The sequence below is a fragment of the Arthrobacter sp. U41 genome (assembly GCF_007679325.1).
GTDB lineage: Bacteria > Actinomycetota > Actinomycetes > Actinomycetales > Micrococcaceae > Arthrobacter.
Genome location: NZ_VEGI01000001.1, coordinates 759,838 through 777,758, shown reverse-complemented (window position 1 = coordinate 777,758; position 17,921 = coordinate 759,838). Strand labels below are relative to the sequence as shown.

19 protein-coding genes are annotated in these 17,921 nt (G+C 69.0%); 15 read left to right on the top strand and 4 right to left on the bottom strand.

The annotated features are described in order from the left end of the window. The first annotated feature begins 33 nt into the window (after positions 1–33). The 7 genes from FS787_RS03565 (at position 34) to FS787_RS03535 (ending at position 7,901) form a co-directional block, all read left to right on the top strand. Positions 34–1,032 carry a tetratricopeptide repeat protein gene (locus FS787_RS03565; RefSeq protein WP_144670926.1) on the top strand — a complete coding sequence of 333 codons (999 nt, stop codon included), beginning with the start codon at positions 34–36 and terminating at the stop codon, positions 1,030–1,032. Beyond that, positions 1,032–2,132, top strand: coding sequence for an NADH:flavin oxidoreductase/NADH oxidase (locus FS787_RS03560; protein ID WP_144670925.1), 1,101 nt, complete (start codon positions 1,032–1,034; stop codon positions 2,130–2,132). Before FS787_RS03565 ends, FS787_RS03560 begins: the two co-directional genes overlap by 1 nt. 101 nt (positions 2,133–2,233) lie before the next feature. After that, positions 2,234–3,040: an ABC transporter ATP-binding protein gene (locus FS787_RS03555; protein ID WP_144670924.1), complete on the top strand. Its 807-nt coding sequence runs from the start codon at positions 2,234–2,236 to the stop codon at positions 3,038–3,040. Further along, on the top strand, positions 3,022–4,593 hold the full coding sequence (locus FS787_RS03550; protein WP_144670923.1) for a transporter: 1,572 nt from the start codon (positions 3,022–3,024) through the stop codon (positions 4,591–4,593). Before FS787_RS03555 ends, FS787_RS03550 begins: the two co-directional genes overlap by 19 nt. Positions 4,594–4,708: 115 nt before the next feature. Next, the gene (gene nagB / locus FS787_RS03545; RefSeq protein WP_144670922.1) at positions 4,709–5,491 is read left to right on the top strand and encodes a glucosamine-6-phosphate deaminase; all 783 of its coding nucleotides are present in this window, start codon (positions 4,709–4,711) and stop codon (positions 5,489–5,491) included. A 101-nt stretch (positions 5,492–5,592) separates the two neighbouring features. Continuing rightward, positions 5,593–5,901: a DUF3039 domain-containing protein gene (locus FS787_RS03540; RefSeq protein WP_395940323.1), complete on the top strand. Its 309-nt coding sequence runs from the start codon at positions 5,593–5,595 to the stop codon at positions 5,899–5,901. A gap of 212 nt (positions 5,902–6,113) precedes the next feature. Continuing rightward, entirely contained in the window at positions 6,114–7,901 is a 1,788-nt protein-coding gene (locus tag FS787_RS03535) for a DEAD/DEAH box helicase (RefSeq protein ID WP_144670920.1), read from the top strand. Between the two features lie 114 nt (positions 7,902–8,015). On the opposite strand, the gene FS787_RS03530 is transcribed toward FS787_RS03535, so the two are convergent. From FS787_RS03530 to FS787_RS03520, 3 genes are all read right to left on the bottom strand, one after another. Continuing rightward, a complete protein-coding gene (locus FS787_RS03530; RefSeq protein WP_144670919.1) occupies positions 8,016–8,363 on the bottom strand; it encodes a hypothetical protein in 348 nt (115 codons plus the stop codon). A 174-nt stretch (positions 8,364–8,537) separates the two neighbouring features. Next, positions 8,538–9,224 (bottom strand): isochorismatase family protein, encoded by a 687-nt coding sequence (locus FS787_RS03525; RefSeq protein WP_144670918.1) that lies wholly within the window; start codon positions 9,222–9,224, stop codon positions 8,538–8,540. Then, entirely contained in the window at positions 9,224–10,552 is a 1,329-nt protein-coding gene (locus FS787_RS03520; protein WP_260982374.1) for a nicotinate phosphoribosyltransferase, read from the bottom strand. Before FS787_RS03520 ends, FS787_RS03525 begins: the two co-directional genes overlap by 1 nt. Before the next feature lie 154 nt (positions 10,553–10,706). On the opposite strand from FS787_RS03520, the gene clpS reads away from it, so the two are divergent. The 6 genes from clpS (at position 10,707) to rdgB (ending at position 15,105) form a co-directional block, all read left to right on the top strand. Beyond that, positions 10,707–11,078: an ATP-dependent Clp protease adapter ClpS gene (clpS, locus tag FS787_RS03515; RefSeq protein WP_144670917.1), complete on the top strand. Its 372-nt coding sequence runs from the start codon at positions 10,707–10,709 to the stop codon at positions 11,076–11,078. Then, a complete protein-coding gene (locus FS787_RS03510; protein ID WP_144670916.1) occupies positions 11,071–11,637 on the top strand; it encodes a DUF2017 domain-containing protein in 567 nt (188 codons plus the stop codon). The genes clpS and FS787_RS03510 overlap by 8 nt, the downstream gene beginning before the upstream one ends. Positions 11,638–11,744: 107 nt before the next feature. After that, the gene (murI, locus tag FS787_RS03505; protein WP_395940322.1) at positions 11,745–12,755 is read left to right on the top strand and encodes a glutamate racemase; all 1,011 of its coding nucleotides are present in this window, start codon (positions 11,745–11,747) and stop codon (positions 12,753–12,755) included. Then, positions 12,752–13,549, top strand: coding sequence for an MBL fold metallo-hydrolase (locus FS787_RS03500; RefSeq protein WP_144670914.1), 798 nt, complete (start codon positions 12,752–12,754; stop codon positions 13,547–13,549). Before murI ends, FS787_RS03500 begins: the two co-directional genes overlap by 4 nt. Before the next feature lie 111 nt (positions 13,550–13,660). Next, complete coding sequence (gene rph, locus FS787_RS03495) at positions 13,661–14,419, top strand: ribonuclease PH (RefSeq protein ID WP_144670913.1); 759 nt, start codon at positions 13,661–13,663, stop codon at positions 14,417–14,419. Next, positions 14,416–15,105 (top strand): RdgB/HAM1 family non-canonical purine NTP pyrophosphatase, encoded by a 690-nt coding sequence (rdgB, locus tag FS787_RS03490; RefSeq protein ID WP_144670912.1) that lies wholly within the window; start codon positions 14,416–14,418, stop codon positions 15,103–15,105. Before rph ends, rdgB begins: the two co-directional genes overlap by 4 nt. A 194-nt stretch (positions 15,106–15,299) precedes the next feature. On the opposite strand, the gene FS787_RS03485 is transcribed toward rdgB, so the two are convergent. Next, positions 15,300–16,067, bottom strand: coding sequence for a VTT domain-containing protein (locus tag FS787_RS03485; RefSeq protein WP_144671913.1), 768 nt, complete (start codon positions 16,065–16,067; stop codon positions 15,300–15,302). Between the two features lie 191 nt (positions 16,068–16,258). Between FS787_RS03485 and FS787_RS03480 the strand changes: the two genes are divergently transcribed. Both FS787_RS03480 and FS787_RS03475 read left to right on the top strand, forming a co-directional pair. Next, complete coding sequence (locus FS787_RS03480) at positions 16,259–17,278, top strand: exonuclease domain-containing protein (protein ID WP_144670911.1); 1,020 nt, start codon at positions 16,259–16,261, stop codon at positions 17,276–17,278. 79 nt (positions 17,279–17,357) lie between these two features. Next, positions 17,358–17,906, top strand: a complete 549-nt coding sequence (locus FS787_RS03475) for a DUF4395 domain-containing protein (protein ID WP_186329084.1) — start codon at positions 17,358–17,360, stop codon at positions 17,904–17,906. Positions 17,907–17,921: the final 15 nt, after the last annotated feature.

The window sequence follows — 17,921 nt, the reverse complement described above, 5'->3', positions numbered from 1 at the left end:
ACCGGGAGGGGCCGGTATGGCTAGAGTGGAACCATGACTTCGCCAGCCTCCCGCCCGGTCCCACCTGCTGCAGCCAACCCGCTCAACCTGCGGGGCGCCGTCGACCTCTCCTCGCTCAAACAGCGGCCCGCCACGCCGGCCGCCCCGGGCCCGGGGGGAACCCCGGGATCCCCGGCTGCGGGCAACGGCGACGCGGACCATGCCGGCCGTCCGCTGCGGGTGGACATCACGGAAGCCAATTTCCAGGAACTCGTTGAGTTATCGGCCCAGGTCCCCGTCGTCGTCGCGCTCTGGGCGGCCTACTCGCCCGGTTCCGCCGAGCTGGTTGACGTCCTCGAACGGATCGTGGACAGCTACGACGGCCGAATGGTCCTCGGCGCCGCCGACGTCGAGGTCTTCCCCCAGCTCGCCCAGGCCTTCCAGGTGCAGGCCGTTCCCACCGCCGTGGCGCTCGTCAAGGGCCAGCCGGTGCCCCTGTTCCAGGGCGGAGCCGAGGAACCGCAGGTCCGCAGCCTGTTTGATGAACTGCTCAAGGTGGCCTCAGCCAACGGTGTCACCGGACGGATCGGTGCGGGCGGACCCGCCGCGGACGGTCCCGAGGCTCCGCCGCTGCCGCCTTTGCACCAGAAGGCGTATGACGCGATCGAAGCCGGGGATTACGCGGCGGCCGCGGACGCGTACCGCCAGGCCCTGCTGGAAATGCCCGCCGACGCCGAGGCGAAGGCCGGCCTGGCGCAGGTGGAGCTGATGGGCCGGCTCCAGCCGCTGTCTGCCGCGGACACCGACGCGCTGCGCCAGCTCGCCGCCGACGAGCCGGACAACCTCGAAGCCCAGCTCGGAGTGGCCGACCTGGACGTCGCCGGCGGACACGTCGAGGACGGACTGGGCCGGATCGTCGCGTTCATCGGCAGGAACTTCGGCCCGGAGCGGGAGACGGCCCGCGTCAGGCTGCTGGAACTGTTCGACGTCGTCGGCACCACCGATGACCGGGTGGCAAAGGCGCGCCAGAACCTGGCGCGGGTCCTCTTCTGATGGGGTCGGCGCTTTTCACGCCGCTGGAACTGCGCTCCCTGCACCTGCAACACCGCGGCTGGGTATCGCCGATGTGCCAGTACAGCTGCGAACCCGAAACCGGGGAAGGGGTCCCCACCGACTGGCACCTGATGCATTTGGGCTCGTTCGCCACCGGCGGGGCGGCCCTGATCCTCACCGAGGCGGCCGCCGTCAACGCCGCCGGACGGATCAGCCCGCGTGACGCCGGGCTGTACAACGACCACCAGGCGGAGGCCTGGGAACGCATCACGGCCTTTGTGCACCGTCATGGAGCCGCGGAGGCCAAGATCGGCACGCAGCTGGCGCACGCCGGCCGGAAGGCCTCTTCCTACTGGCCGTTCTCCGGCCGGAAAGGTACCGTGCCTGCCGACGACGGCGGCTGGCCCACCGTTGGCCCCGGCACCTCAGCCTTCGACGGCTACGACGCGCCGTCGGCGATGACGGAGGCCGAGATCGAGGGCGTGATCGCCGATTTCGCCACGGCGGCGGAACGGGCCGTCGGCGCCGGCTTCGACACAATCGAAATCCACGGCGCCCACGGCTACCTCCTGCACCAGTTCCAGAGCCCCCTCGTCAACGACCGCACGGACCGCTGGGGCGGCGACGAGGCCGGCCGGAACAGGCTGACCCTCGCCGTTGTGGACGCCGTACGGAACGTCATCCCCGACTCCATGCCGCTGCTGCTGCGCATCTCCGCCTCGGACTGGGCCGAGGGCGGCATCGATGCCGAAGCCTCGGTCCGGATGGCCCGGGAAGCCTCGGAACACGGCGTGGACCTCGTGGATGTCTCCAGCGGCGGCGCCGTGGCGTGGCAGCAGATCCCCGCGGGGCCCGGCTACCAGACCGGTTTCGCCGCGCGCATCCGGCGTGAAACCGGGGTCAGGACCGGCACCGTGGGGCTGCTGACCTCGGCCGGCCAGGCCGAGCATGCCGTCGCCACCGGCCAGGCCGACGGCGTCTTCATTGCCCGCGCCGCCCTCCGGGACCCGCACTGGTGGCTGCGCGCCGCGTTCGAGCTGGGCCATGAGCTGGCCTGGCCGCCGCAGTACGACCGCGCCATACCCCGCCACTCCTTCTAGCGGGCCTTCCCCCAGGCCTTCCCGGAAAGAGTACGGTCCGCCCGCAGGGGTACGCCTTGCGGACGATCCGTTTCGCGCTCCGCGGCGGTTAGTCTAACGACATGACTTTTCAGCTACCGCATCCGCCTGCCCCTGAAAACCAGCCGCCACCGCCGGTCCCGGCACTTTCCCTGCGCGGGCTGGCCAAACGCTTTGGCGGAAAAATCGCCGTCGACGGCCTCAGCCTGGACGTTCCGGCGGGTTCCTTCTTCGGGATCGTCGGCCCGAACGGCGCCGGCAAGACCACCACACTGTCGATGGCCACGGGGCTGCTGCGGCCCGACTTCGGCACGGCGTTCGTGCACGGCGTCGATGTATGGCGGCAGCCGCTGGAAGCCAAGACGCTGATGGGCATCCTGCCGGACGGCGTCCGGCTCTTTGACCGGCTGACCGGCGAGCAGCTGGTGACCTACGCAGGGCTGCTGCGCGGCATGGACAAGGACGTTGTGTCCGCACGCGTGGCGGAGCTGCTCGCGGCCCTGGACCTGACCCCCGACGCCGGCACACTGGTAGTGGACTACTCCGCCGGCATGACCAAAAAGATCGCCCTCGCCTCGGCGCTCATCCACGCGCCCCGGCTGCTGGTGCTCGACGAGCCGTTCGAATCCGTGGACCCGGTGTCCGCCGCCAACATCCGCGACATCCTGGACCGCTACGTGGCTTCCGGCGGCACGGTCATCGTCTCCAGCCACGTGATGGACCTCGTCCAGCGGATGTGCGATCACGTCGCCGTCGTCGCGGCCGGGCGGCTGCTGGCTGCCGGGACGGTGGACGAGGTCCGTGCGGGCGCGTCCCTCGAAGACCGCTTCGTCCAGCTGGTGGGCGGCCGCAACCACACGGAGGGGCTGGAATGGTTGCGCACCTTCTAAGGCTCAAGCTGACCCTGCTGCGCAACAGTGTCCGGCGCAGCCCCTGGCAGTTGGTGGGTCTCGGCATCGGTGTGCTGTATGCGCTGGGACTCGTCGGGCTCGCCATCGCCGGGCTCCTGGTGCTTCGCGGGCAGGACGCCGGGCTGGCGCAGACGGTGGTGGTGCTGGGCGGTGCCGCGGCGCTGCTGGGCTGGGCCGTTATTCCGGTTGCGGCCGCGGCCGCCGACATGACCCTGGACCCGGCCCGGTTCACCACCTTTGCCGTGTCGATGCCACAGCTGCTGACCGGACTGGCCCTCGGCGGGCTGATCGGCATCCCGGGCACGGCGACCACCCTGGTGGCGCTCGGCACCGTCGGGACCTGGTCCCGGAGCCTCCCCGCCGCGGCGGGCGCACTCGTGGGAGCGGTCCTCGGTGTGCTGAGCTGCATCGTGCTGTCCAAAGTGGTCACTACCGCCACCGCGGGGCTGGCGAGTTCCCGCCGTTTCAAGGACGCGAGCGCGGTGGTCTTCCTGATTCCCCTCGTCCTGATGGGCCCGATCGTGACCGGCATCGCCGAAGGGATTGCCGGATCCGGGGACTTCCTGACCGCGCTGGCCCGCGCACTGTCCTGGACCCCGGCGGGAGCCGCGTGGTCCCTCGGCGGCGACCTTGCCATGGGGAGCTACGGCGCCGCGGGCCTGAAGTTCCTGATCGCGCTGGCCACCCTCGCCGGGCTGGCCCTGTGCTGGAAGCTCCTGCTGCAGCGGGCGCTTGTGACGCCGCCCTATACCGGCACCTCTAAAAAGAGGGCCGGCGGGCTGGGGTTCTTCGGGCTGTTCCCTCCGACGCCCGCCGGCGCGGTCGCGGCGCGGTCCCTGAGCTACTGGCTCCGCGACCCCCGGTACTCCGGCTCTCTCGTCGTCGTCCCGCTGCTGCCGGTGCTGTTCCTGTTCCAGGCCACGCAGACGGGGTCCTACGGGCTGCTCCTCTTCCTCGGTCCGCTGACCGCGTTCCTGCTGGCCTGGTCCATCTCGACAGACGTCTCTTATGACAACACCGCCTTTGCGCTGCATCTCGCTGCGGGCGTGCGCGGGGTCCACGACAGGCTCGGCCGCGCCGTGGCATGCCTGGTCTTCGCTCTGCCGGTGGTGCTGGGGCTCAACGTCCTGCCGTTCCTGTTCGGTGCCGACTGGCAGCTCCTGCCCGGAGTGCTCGGGCTGTCCCTCGGCGTTCTGTTCAGCGGGATCGGGCTGTCGTCCGTGGTCTCGGCACGCTACACCGTCGCGGTGCCGCTCCCCGGAGACAGCCCCTTCAAGAAGCCGCCCGGCAATGTTGCGCAAACCCTGGCCGTGCAGTTCGGCGGCATGGGAGTGCTCCTGGTGCTGGTCATCCCCGAAGCGGCACTGCTGGTGGCACAATTCGTCACCGGCAGCGCCCTGCCGGGCTGGATCAATCTGGTGCTGGGCCCGGTCCTGGGGCTCGCGTTGCTGGCTGCCGGGGTCCGGCTGGGCGGCAAGTGGCTCGATGCCCGCGGGCCGGAACTGCTGGCCCAGCTGGCCGTCAACCGCTGACGCGGGCGCTGCGGACCGGACTGGGATAACCTGCCGTTAGGCACGTCCGGTAACGGGTGCGGCAAAGCAGCGGCGAAGTTAAGGCGAAGGTCAACGCAAGGGTAAAGGCAGGGCCATGGAAGTCGTCATTCTGTCCGGCAGTAAGCCGATCGCGGCGCTCGCGGCGGACGCGATCGAGAAACTGCTCCGGCGCAAACCCGACGCCGTCCTGGGCCTCGCCACCGGTTCGTCACCGCTGCCGGTCTACAACGAGCTGGTGCTGCGGCACGAACGGGACGGCCTGGACTTCAGCCAGGTGCGGGCCTTTGCCCTGGACGAATATGTGGGGCTGCCCGCGGGCCACCCGGAGTCCTACCGCGAGGTGATCCGGCGTGAATTCACCGAACGCGTCAACATCGACCCAGCAAACGTCCACGGCCCGGACGGCTCGGCCGCGGACATCCCCGCAGCCTGCCAGGCCTATGAGGACGCCATCCGCGGCGCCGGGGGAGTGGACCTGCAACTGCTGGGAGTGGGCACCGACGGCCACATCGGATTCAACGAGCCCGGCTCATCCCTGGCCTCGCGGACCCGGATCAAGACCCTGATCGAGCAGACACGCCGGGACAACGCCCGGTTTTTCGGGAGCCTGTCCCATGTTCCGCACCACGTCGTGACACAGGGACTGGGAACCATCCTGGAGGCCCGGCATGTGATCCTCATTGCCACCGGTGCGCAGAAGGCCCGGGCGGTCCGCGACCTCGTGGAAGGGCCGGTTGCCGCCATCTGCGCGGCCTCCGTCCTGCAGCTGCATCCGCACGCCACGATCCTGGTCGATGAGGCGGCGGCGTCGTCGCTGAGGCTCGCCGATTATTACCGCCACAGCTATGAGAACAAGCCGTCGTGGCAGGGGCTGTAGGGCCTTTTCCGAGCTGGACCGGCGCCCAGCCGGCACACTGCCCCCGCCCTGCCGGCGCCGTTCCGTCCGATCCAGCGGCTAAGATGGGTCTCATGAACAGCATGACCGATCCTCTCGAAAACGACCCGATGCGCGAGCTCTCCGGAGCGGGGACGTCCACGGCCACTATCGAGCGCGAGGAACTGCGCCAGGAAGTGGAACCGGGCGACCGGGAACGCTTCTCGCACTACGTGCGCAAGGAAAAGATCATGGAATCCGCGCTGTCCGGTGAACCCGTCATCGCGCTGTGCGGCAAGGTCTGGACGCCGGGCCGCGATCCGAAGAAGTTCCCGGTCTGCCCCGAATGCAAAGAGGTCTACGACGGCCTCCGCCCGGGCAACGACGGCGGCAAGGGCTCCGGCGACAAGTAGCGCGGCCCAGGCACGGCGGGGACGCAAGAGCCCCGCACGTTCCGCGCTCAGTCGCGCCGCCATGCCCCCGGGAGTGCTGTTCTCCCGATGAATGATGCCCGGCCCCTGCTGGCCGGTGGCAACTCACGGTTCATCCGAAAAAGATTGGTGTTTTTGTGCTTAATTGGGTTTCCCCGTCAGCGGCGGCCGTACGCGGAATGGAGGGCACCTAGGTGACAGAGACACTCTTTGGCGGACCTGTGCTGCCCCCCGCATATCCGGAGCGGGCAGCGTGGGGCACCGCGCCGAAACTCCGTGCCTGGCAGCAGGAAGCCCTCGACAGCTACTTCACCAACCATCCCCGGGATTTCCTGGCGGTCGCCACGCCCGGCGCCGGCAAGACCACCTTTGCGCTGCGGGTGGCCTCCATGCTGATCGAGGCCAACATCGTCAACCGCGTCACCATCGTGGCGCCCACGGACCACCTGAAGCGGCAGTGGGCCGATGCTGCCGCCAGGGTGGGCATCGCCATCGATCCGAACTTTAAAAATGCCGACGGCCAGCACGGCCGCGGCTTCATCGGCGTCGCCGTCACCTATGCGCAGGTGGCCAGCAAACCAATGCTGCACCGGGCCAAGACCGAGGCCGCCCGCACGCTGGTCATCCTCGACGAAATCCACCACGGCGGCGAGGCCCTATCGTGGGGGGACGGGCTCCGCGAGGCCTTTGAACCTGCGGCGCGCCGGCTCTCCCTGACGGGTACGCCGTTCCGGTCCGACACCTCACCGATTCCGTTCGTCGAATACGCCGAGGACAGGGACGGGATCAGGCGCTCCAAGGCCGACTACACCTACGGCTACGGCAAGGCGCTCCGGGACCACGTGGTCCGTCCCGTGATGTTTATGGCCTACTCCGGCCAGATGCGCTGGCGCACCAGCGCCGGCGAGGAGATGGCGGCCTCACTCGGCGAAGCTGCCGTCACCAAGGACGTCACGTCCCAGGCCTGGCGGACCGCGCTGAACCCGGCGGGCGAATGGATTCCCGCGGTGCTTGCCGGTGCTGACAAGCGCCTCAGCGAGGTGCGCCGGACCGTTCCCGACGCCGGCGGGCTGGTCATCGCGACCGACCACGAGGACGCGCGCGCCTACGCCGGACAGCTGAAGAGGATCACGGGCGAGTCGCCCACGGTGATCCTCTCCGACGACGCGAAGGCCTCCAGCAAGATCGAGGAGTTCACCGCCAGCGAGAAGCGCTGGATGGTGGCCGTGCGGATGGTGTCCGAAGGTGTTGACGTTCCCCGGCTCTCCGTCGGCGTCTACGCCACCTCCACGGCCACGCCGCTGTTCTTCGCCCAGGCCGTCGGGCGCTTTGTGCGCGCCCGGAAACGCGGCGAGACGGCATCGGTGTTCCTGCCGTCCGTGCCGCAGCTGATGGCGCTGGCGAACTCCATGGAGGCCGAGCGCGACCATGCCCTGGACCGCCCGGAGAAGGAGGACGGCGACGGCCTCTTCAATCCGGAGGACTCGCTGATGGACGAGGCGAACCGCGAGGAGAAAGCCTCCGATTCGCTGACCAAGGGTAAGTTCGAGGCCCTGGATTCGCAGGCCTCCTTTGACCGTGTGCTGTTCGACGGCGGCGAGTTCGGCACCGGCGGCGAGGTGGGCTCGGAGGACGAGCTCGACTTCCTCGGGATTCCCGGACTGCTCGACGCCGAACAGGTCGGCACGCTGCTGCGCCAGCGCCAGCACGAGCAGCTGAACCGCAAGAACGCGCGCGCCCCGCAGGGTGCCGCTGCCGCTGCCGCCATGCCGGCGGTGCCGGACCACCGCATGCTGATGGACCTGCGCACCGAACTGGCCAAGAACGTCGCCGCCTGGTCCGCGCGTACGGGCACGCCGCACGGCGTCATCCACACGAAGCTCAGGACGGTCTGCGGCGGCCCGGCCGTGGCGCAGGCCAACGAGGAACAGCTGCAGACCCGGCTGCGGAAGCTCCAGGACTGGTTCATCGGCCGGAAGTAGCGGCCGCAGGCACACATCAGCGGCCACGAAGAACCAGGCACGAACCAGGCACGAAAAAGGACCGGGATTTCCCGGTCCTTTTTTTGACAGCTCTTCGCGGCTGCAGGTGCGACGCTACTGGCCGCCGGCGCCGCAGAGTGCGCTGAGGTTCTGGCCGGCAGCGGTGTAGGACGCCTGCAGCTCCTCCAGCTTGGCGGAGTCCGGGTTCTCCTGGGCCGACGCGTCCAGGTATTCGATGATGGAGTGCAGCGGAGCCTGGATCTCTCCGGACGCGGCGGCCTCGATGGGGCGGAGCCGGTTGGCCAGGCGGATCATGCCGGCCTTGTCCGCAGCGGACGTGGGTCCCGCGCCGACGGTCTGGATCCGGGCGCAGGATTCCTCGGTGGTGTCTTGCGGGGCCGAGCAGCCGGCGGCACCGAGCAGGGCCCCGGCGGCGATCAGGACGGTAAGGGTCTTCCTCATGATGTACTCCGGGGTTCTTACGGGTCAGACGATATTGGCAAGGATTTCGAGTCTACTGTGTGGTGCGGATGTTGCGGCCAGGGTCCGGCTTGAGGCCGACACAAACCGACGCCGGCACCAACCGGACGCCGACACCAACCGGGCGTCACTCGGCCGGGCAGGTCCAGGCGCCGCTCAGGCGATGTCCACTCCGCCGAGTTCCATTTCGGCAATGGCGTCGTCGAGGTCCTCGGCCACCCCGACGGTGAGATCCCGCAGCACAGTCACGGAGTACCCGGCCTGCACCCCGTCCAGCGCGGTCGCCCTGACGCAATGGTCAGTGGCGATTCCAACCACCACCACGTCCTCGACGTCGTGGCTCTGCAGCCAGTCGTCCAGGCCGATCGCGTCCTCGCCCGCGGCGAAATCACCGGCAAGGGCCTCGCCGTCGCCAGTGCCGTCAGTGGCGGTGCCACCCGTGGCGCCCCCGGCAGCCGGCATGGCGCCGGGCTTCCGGTCGCCGGTGGGCACGGCGTCGTCCGGGGCAAGCAGCCCCTCGAAGCCCGAGTAGGCCGCGGTGAACTGGCCCTTGCGGAAGTAGGCCTGGATGTATTCGGTGTCGAGGTCCGGGTGGAGCTCGGCGCCGCGGGTTCCGGCGACGCAGTGCTTTGGCCAGCTGTCGACAAAGTCCGGGTCGTCGGAGAAGTGCGCGCCCGGGGAGATATGCCAGTCCTGGGTCGCCACGATGTGGTCAAACTGTCCGTGGTGGGCATCGACGTATTCGCTGATGGCGCCGGCGAGCTCCGCCCCGCCTTCGACGGGCAGGGAGCCTCCTTCGCAGAAATCATTCTGGACGTCGACGATGATCAGGGCGCGGGACATCAGTTCTCCTCGTAGATGGTGGGGATGGCTGCTTCGCCGCGCTGCAGCCGGTTCACAACAGCGGGAAGCTCTTTCATGGTGTCCGCGTGGCGCTGGCGCGCGCGCAGCACACCCTCCGCACCGGTCCAGCCGGGCAGGAGTTCGCCGTTCTTGACGAACTGCTGCAGCAGGGGACGGTCGTTGCCGTCGTCCTCCGGGCGGTGCCCGATTCCGACAATCTCCTGGGTGGCCGTGCCGCGCTCGTTAAGCTTGCGCAGCGCGTACTTGCGCCCTCCCTTGCTGGTCTTGTTCTTGGCGGCCTTGGCCACGGGTTCGAATTCGCCGTCCTCGCCGGTGCGGCTGACCAGCTTGTAGACCATGCTGGCCGTCGGGGCGCCGGACCCGGTCACCAGCGAGGTGCCGACGCCGTAGGAATCCACCGGCGCGGACTGCAGGGCGGCGATGGCGAACTCGTCCAGGTCGGAGGTGACGATGATGCGGGTCCGCTCGTTGCCCAGGTCGTCCAGGAGCTGCCGGACCCACTGCGCCTGCGCCACGAGGTCGCCGGAGTCGAGGCGCACCGCACCGAGTTTGTCGCCAGCCAGTTCGACGGCGGTGCGGACAGCCGCTTCGACGTCGTACGTGTCCACCAGCAGGGCCGTGCCCGCGCCCATCGAGGCGATCTGCGCTTCGAAGGCCTCGCGCTCGGAGTCGTGCAGGAGGGTGAAGGAATGCGCGGCCGTGCCCACGGTCTTGAGCCCGTAGCGCAGGCCCGACTCCAGGTTCGAGGTGCTGTCGAAGCCGGCGATGATGGCGGCGCGGGCGGCGGCGACGGCGGACTCCTCCTGGGTGCGGCGGGAACCCATCTCCACGCAGGGGCGGCTGCCGGCCGCGGTGATCATGCGGGAGGCCGCCGACGCGATCGCGCTGTCGTGGTTAAGGATCGAGAGGATGTAGGTCTCTAGGATGCAGGCCTCGGCGAACGTGGATTCGACGATCAGGATGGGGGAGTTCGGGAAGTACGCTTCGCCCTCGGCGTAGCCCCAGATGTCGCCGGAGAAGGAGAACCCGGCCAAGTACTCCAGGGTTTCCTCGTTGACCACGTTGGTGCGGCGGAGGAAATCGATTTCGACGTCGCCGAACCGGAAGTCCGCGAGGCCCTCCAGTAGCCGGCCAGTGCCGCCCACAATGCCGTAACGGCGCCCGTCCGGCAGCCGCCGGGCGAAGGCCTCGAACACGGACCTGCGGTGGGCGGCGCCGGAATGCAGCGCGGCCTGCAGCATGGTCAGCTCGTAATGGTCGGTGTACAGGGACGTGCGGGGACGGTCCCAGCCAGCTGAGGTACTCACGAATTCACTCTAGTCCCCACCGGCTCCCACGTCTCGCTTCGCTTCGCCGCGGGGCCCTCGCCGGCGTGGGCCCACCCACCGGCTCCCACGTCTCGCTTCGCTTCGCCGCGGGGCCCTCGCCGGCGTGGGCCCATCCTCCCCATAGAATGGACAGATGACCCTTAGCGTTGCGCTCGGCCCTGACACCCAGGAGAGCACCCAGACCGGAACAGCGACGTCGACCGATGTCCTTTCTGCCCCTGACATCCCGTGGAACCTGGTGATCTGGAACGATCCGGTGAACCTGATGAGCTATGTGAGCTACGTGTTCCGCAGCTACTTCGGCTACTCCGAGGCCAAGGCCAACAAGCTCATGCTGGAGGTCCACAAAAAGGGCCGCTCCATCGTGGCGCACGGCAGCAAGGAGCAGGTGGAGCAGCACGCGGTCGCGATGCATGGCTACGGTCTCTGGGCCACGGTGGAACAGGCCACCGGCGGCTCCGGCGGCGGCAAGGGATCGGGCAAGGGCAAGGGAAAACGTGGCTAAGGCATTCAAATACGGCATCAAGGGCATCACCGGCTACCTGGAACCGGCCGAGCGGGAACTGCTGCGCAGCCTCTTCGACGACGTTGTGTCCATGCTGGAGCCCGAGGAACGCGCCAACCAGGACCCCCTCGCCGCGCTGGTGGGACTCGACGCCGAGGCCCGCGAACCCTCGGACCGGGCCCTGCGCCGGCTGCTTCCCAGCGTCTCGAAGAACGACGCCGCCGCCTCGCTGGAGTTCCGCCGGTACACCGAGCGGTCCCTGCGGGAGAGCAAAATCGGCGCGCTGAAAGCCGCCTCCCTCGGACTGGACAAGGACGACCTGGTCCTGACCCCCGACGACGCTCGGCACTGGTCCATGGCGCTCAACGATGTCCGGCTGGTGCTGGCCGAACGGCTGGACATCCGTGACGACGAGGACGCCGGGCACGTGCACCTCATGCAGGACTGGTCCCAGGCTGAAGACGTCGAAAGCTACCTGGCCCTCGTGTACAACTTCACCACCTGGCTCCAGGAATCCCTGGTCCAGGCCATGCTGGCCTCGCTGGAGACACGCGGCTGAGCTGGGTACGGCGTGTGACCGATCCGACATGAGTCCGACAACACAATGTAATGGCCGCACCCGTGGCTAAGCCCTATCCTCGAATAATCATGACTTCAGCATCGAGCATGGATCCGGCAGCGGCAGCTGTTGCGGACTCCCCAGCGAGCACCACCGCCAGCAGCCAGACCGCCAGCCAGATGGGCTCGCGTCCTATCGGTGTGTTTGATTCCGGCGTCGGCGGACTCACCGTCGCCCGGTCCATCATCGACCAGCTGCCCAACGAATCCATCCTCTATGTCGGCGACACCGCCCACGGCCCCTACGGGCCGCTCCCCATCGCCGAGGTCCGGGCCAACGCCCTGGGCGTGATGGACGAACTGGTCGATTCCGGCGTGAAGCTGCTGACCATCGCTTGCAACTCGGCATCCGCCGCCGTACTGCGCGACGCCCGCGAACGCTACACCGCCCGCTACGGGATCCCCGTCATCGAAGTGATCCAGCCGGCCGTGCGCCGCGCCGTCGCCGCTACCCGCACCGGCCGCGTCGGTGTCATCGGAACCTCCGCCACCGTCGGCTCCCGCGCCTACGAGGACACCTTTGCCGCCGCCCCGGACCTGCACATCACCTCCGTGGCCTGCCCGGCATTCGTGCCCTATGTCGAGGCCGGCATCACCACGGGACCGGAACTGCTCGCCGTCGCCCGCGAATACCTGGAACCGCTCAAGGCCGCCGGCGTGGACACCGTGGTGCTGGGCTGCACCCACTATCCGCTGCTCACCGGCGTCATCTCCTATGTCATGGGCGAGGACGTCACCCTTGTCTCCAGCGCCGAGGAAACGGCCAAGGACGTCTACCGGGCCCTGGCCTCCCGCGGCCTGGAACGGACCGATGCGGCGGAGCCGTCCCACAACTTCATCGCTACGGGGGACGCGGCGCAGTTCGAGCACCTTGCCCGCCGCTTCCTTGGACCCGAGGTCCTCAGCGTCCGCCACGTGGACCACGTCGCGGCCCAGTACCCCACGGGCAGCCTCGCCAGGATCACGCCGGAAATGATCGCCGCCGCCCAGGCCGGCGCGGGCCGTCCCCGGATCTCCAACTTCGTGGGCGGAGCCGCGGGCGGGGGAAACCTCCTGTGAAGCTGACCATCGTGGGCTGTACCGGATCGTTTCCGGGTCCGGGCTCGCCGGCGTCGTGCTACCTGCTGACCGCCAACGACGGCGAGCGGGACTGGAAGATCGTCCTGGACCTCGGCAGCGGGGCGCTCGGCGCCATCCAGCGCTACACGGATCTCGAGGACATTGACGCGATCTTCCTCACCCACCTGCACCCGGATCACTGCATGGACCTGTGCGGCCTCCACGTCGCCGTGCGCTGGAAGCCGGGCGGCTGGGGACGGGGCAGGATTCCGGTGTGGGGGCCCGCCGCCACCGCCGACCGGATGGCCACGGCCTACGGCCTGGAACTGGACCCCGGGATGCACGAGGAATTCGACTTCAGCAACTGGTCCGAACGCAAGCCCGTGACCATGGGCCCGTTCACGGTCACCCCGTACGCCGTCAACCACCCGGTGGAGGAGGCCTACGCGCTCCGTGTGGAGGTCACCGAACCGGACAAGGACGGCACCCCCGTCACCCGGGTGCTCAGCTATTCGGGGGACACCGACTCCTGCAACGGGCTGGAAGACGCCGCCCGCGACGCCGACCTGTTCCTCTGCGAGGCGGCCTTCGAAGAGGGCCGCGACGACGGCATCAAGGACGTGCACCTGACCGGAAAGCGGGCGGGGGAGGCCGCCGTTGCTGCCGGTGCCCGGCGGCTGCTGCTGACCCACATCCCCGTGTGGACGTCCCCCACCACGGTCATGGCGGAAGCCAAGGGGGTCTTCGGCCAGCACGTGGCTGTGGCCGTGGCAGGTGTGCACTACACGGTCTGACGGACAGTCTGATCAACGTCCTGATCAAGGCCCTGACGCACGCTGCCCCCGGCCCCTCACCGAAAACGCGCACCGCGCGGCGGTCCCTGCCCGGGTCGATAAGCTAAAGGCATGACTTCCGATGCCCTTACCGCCCCCATCCTCCGCGCCGACGGCCGCACGCCCGATCAGCTCCGCCCGATCAGCATCACCCGCGGCTGGTCCAAGCAGGCCGAGGGATCGGCCCTGATCGAGTTCGGCAACACCCGGGTGCTGTGCACGGCGTCCCTCACCGAAGGCGTGCCGCGCTGGCTCAAGGGCGAAGGCCGCGGCTGGGTCACGGCCGAATACGCCATGCTGCCGCGCGCCACCAACACCCGCTCCGACCGCGAGTCCGTCAAGGGCAAGATCGGCGGCCGCACCCATGAGATCTCCCGGCTGATCGGCCGCTCGCTGCGGTCCATCATCGACACCAAGGCCCTGGGCGAGATCACCATCGTGCTGGACTGTGACGTCCTGCAGGCCGACGGCGGAACCCGCACCGCCGCCATCACGGGCGCCTACGTGGCGCTCGCCGAGGCCATCCGCTTTGCCCGCGAGAACAAAATGCTTGCCCGCAACGCCCAGCCGCTGACCGACACGATCGCCGCCGTCTCCGTCGGCATCATCGACGGCGTTCCCATGCTGGACCTGCCGTACGTCGAGGATGTCCGTGCCGAGACCGACATGAACGTTGTGGTCACCGGGTCCGGCAAGTTCGTCGAGGTCCAGGGCACCGCCGAAGGCGCCCCCTTCGACCGTGATGAACTTAACAAGCTTCTGGACCTCGCGCTCATGGGCACCGAGCAGCTGGCCGCCATCCAGCGCGAGACCCTGGCGGAAGCACCGTGACAGAAGGCGCAGCACAACACGGCCCAACCCAGGACAACAACAGTCCGAGGCTGGTTCTTGCGACGCACAACCAGGGCAAGCTCCGGGAACTCCGTGAACTGCTGCGCGGGCAGGTGCCGGGCCTCGACGTCGACACGCAGGTGGTGGACGCCGGCGCCGTCGGTGCCCCCGACGTCGCCGAGACCGGCGTGACTTTCGCCGAGAACTCGCTGCTCAAGGCGCGTGCGGTGGCGCAGGCCACCGGGCTGGTGGCGATCGCGGACGACTCCGGGCTCGCCGTCGACGTGCTGGGCGGGGCGCCCGGGATCTTCTCGGCCCGCTGGGCGGGCCGGCACGGGGACGACGCCGCCAACCTGCAACTGCTGCTGGACCAGTTGGCCGACGTGCCGGATGAGTTCCGGGGCGCCGCGTTCGTCTGTGCCGCGGCGCTGGCCGTGCCCGGCTCCGGCCCAGGGCCTGCCCCGGAGGAGGGCCGGGAGGTGGTGGAGTACGGTCAGCTCGAGGGGACCCTGCTGCGCGAACCGCGCGGTGCCGGGGGCTTCGGCTACGATCCCGTGCTGCAGCCCAGCGGGCTGGACCGCAGCTGCGCCGAACTGAGCGCCGAGGAGAAGAACGCCATCAGCCACCGGGGGCACGCTTTCCGGGCGCTGCTCCCGGCGATCGTGGAGGCGTTGTCCGGGCGGTAGCCGCTGCCGCCGTCCAGGGCGCCTTTGGGCACGATTTCGGCCCTTCAGCCTTGGGTCCCCGGCGTGTCCGTGTCAAAGTGCCCCCGGACCGCCGCCGTCTTGGCCGATAACGGACAGATAAGCAAGGAAGGCGCCCCACATCGTGGGGCGCCTTCCTTGTGCCTGTTGGTCCGGCCAACTCGACCGGGCTGGAATTACGGAGTCTTGCGTTCCTCTTCGGGCTCGTGCTCCTCGATGAATTCCTCGACGACGTCCGTGCCGTACTTCTCGGCCTGGCGCTTGGCGATGAAACCGCGGGCCACCTCAACGCCGATGGGGATCACGGAGACCAGGACGATCACGATGAAGATGATGTCCAGGTTTTCCCGGACCCACGGGAACGTGTCGCCCAGGAGGTAGCCGAGGAGGGTCACGCCGCCGCCCCACAGCACGGCGCCGACGACGTTGTAGAAGAAGAACTTCCGCTTGTCCATCTGGGCCACGCCCACAATGACCGGAACAAAGGTCCGGATGATCGGCACGAAACGGGCCAGGATCAGGGCCTTGCCGCCGTGCTTCTCGAAGAACGCGTGGGCGCTGTCGACGTTTTCGCGCTTGAACAGCCTGGAATTGGGCTTGTTGAAGATGGCCGGACCGGCCTTGGATCCGATCAGGTAGCCCACCTGGTTTCCGATGATCGCCGCGGCGATGATCAGCGCCACGAAACCCCAGATGTTGACCTTGATGGTCCCGGTGGCCACCAGCAGCCCGGCCGTGAAGAGCATCGAGTCGCCCGGGAGGAAGAAGCCCACCAGCAGGCCGGTTTCGGCGAAGATGATGCCGCAGACCAGCAGCACAACCCACGGCGCCAAGGCGGGGTCGGCCAGGAAGACTTGGGGGTTCAGCCAGTCGGGCAGGAAGGAGGCCAGCTGCGGCTGGACCGGTCCCGCGCCGCCGATCGTGGACACGGCAAAGTCACTCAAAGCTAGAAGGTTCACCTGTTAAGGGTACTTGACAGCCGCCGTCGGGCGGTTCCGACTGTCGGTGCGCCCGGGGAACCCGGAGCTTTTGCGCCCCCGGTTCCGCATGCGGTTCAGCCCGGTTTCCGCGGTCCGCGGCCGGCCGTGGCGCGGTGCTGCCCGGACCGGCCGGAATCCGACGGTAAAGTTGGACCGTGGGTTTGGACTTTACGGCGATCGACTTTGAGACCGCGAACGGCTTCCGGGGATCACCCTGCGCTGTGGGGCTCACGAAAGTGCGCGGCGGCGTTGTGGTCGAGGAAGCGTCCTGGCTCATGCGGCCGCCGGAAAACCACGACCGCTTCGACCACCACAACGTCCGGATCCACGGCATCCGGCCCGAACAGGTGGCCGGGCTGCCCCGCTTCGGTGAACTGTTCCCGGAGATCGGCGCCTTCATCGGCGACGACATCCTGGCCGCCCACAACGCCGCCTTCGACCTTGGCGTGATCCGCTCCGCCCTCGAGGTCTCCGGCCTCGCCGGACCCGCCTACGACTACGTCTGCACGGTGATGCTGTCCCGCCGCTGCTATTCGCTGGTGTCCAATTCCTTGCCGTACGCGGCCGAGGAAGCCGGGGTCCCGCTGGTCAACCACCACGACGCCGCCGAGGACGCGCGTGCGTGCGCCGGGATCCTGATCGATATCGCGGCGCGCAACGGCGCCGGCAGCATCGCCGAGCTTCACCTGTCCCTGGGCCTGGCCGTGTCCCGCCAGCCGGCGTTCGACCCGGTGCGCGATCCGCTCTCCAAAGCCAGCCAGTCAGCGCTGGAAGCGCTCGCCGGGGGAGCGGGTGCCGTTGCTCCGGTCCGGGCCTACCAGCCGGGCTGGCCCGAGGAAGGCGCCAACCCGCTGCCGAACGCCTTCGCCGATCCCGGACACCCGCTGTTCGGCCAGACCGTGGTGTTCACCGGAGAACTCGCCATACCGCGGCCCGAGGCCAAGATCCGTTCCGCCGAGTTCGGCGCGAGGCCCGAGAGCCGGGTTACGGCCCGCACCACCGTCCTGGTGGTGGGCGACGGGTTCGTGGCCGCCGACCTGCGCTCCGGCCGCCTCACCGGCAAAGCCCGGCGCGTGCTGGAGCTGCATGAGCGGGGCCGGCGGATCGAGGTCCTCTCCGAAGGGGAATTCCTGCAGATGGTGGGCGGCCACGTCCCCTCCGCCGCGATCGCCTGAGTCTCCCGCTGGGGCGGGCGGGGGTCATACGGCGCAACAAACATTCCGCCCGGGCCCGGCCTGCTCCTAGCCTTGAACGATGAGCAGACTGACCTCGGCACCCTCCGGGACTCCGGCCCCCGCACCTGCCCGGACGAGCGGAATCGACTGGCGGGCGGTCTTCGCATTTCCGAACCCGGTCAACGAGTACGCCGCCCGCGTCACCGCCGGACTGGTGGTGCTGTTGTCCGCGGTGACGCTGCTGCCAGGCTTCGGCTGGGGCCTGGCCGCGATTGCCGCGGGGTTCTGGCTGCGGGTCCTGTTCGGCCCGCGGATCTCGCCCCTCGCCCTGCTGTCCGTCAAGGTCCTGACGCCGCGCCTGGGGAAGACCCGGCTGGTCCCGGGACCGCCGAAGCGTTTCGCGCAGGGCATTGGGGCAGCCATGTCCACCACCGCCGCGGTTCTGCTGGCCGTGGGGCTGGCGCCGGCGGCCTGGACCCTGCTCGCGGTCCTGATTGTGGCCGCGGCCCTCGAAGCGTTCGCGGGCTTCTGCCTGGGCTGTGTTATTTTCGGCTTCCTGCAGCGTCGCGGCCTGATCCCCGAGGACGTCTGCGAGGCCTGCAACAACATTTCGCTCCGCCGCGCCTAGCGCGCTGCGAGCAAC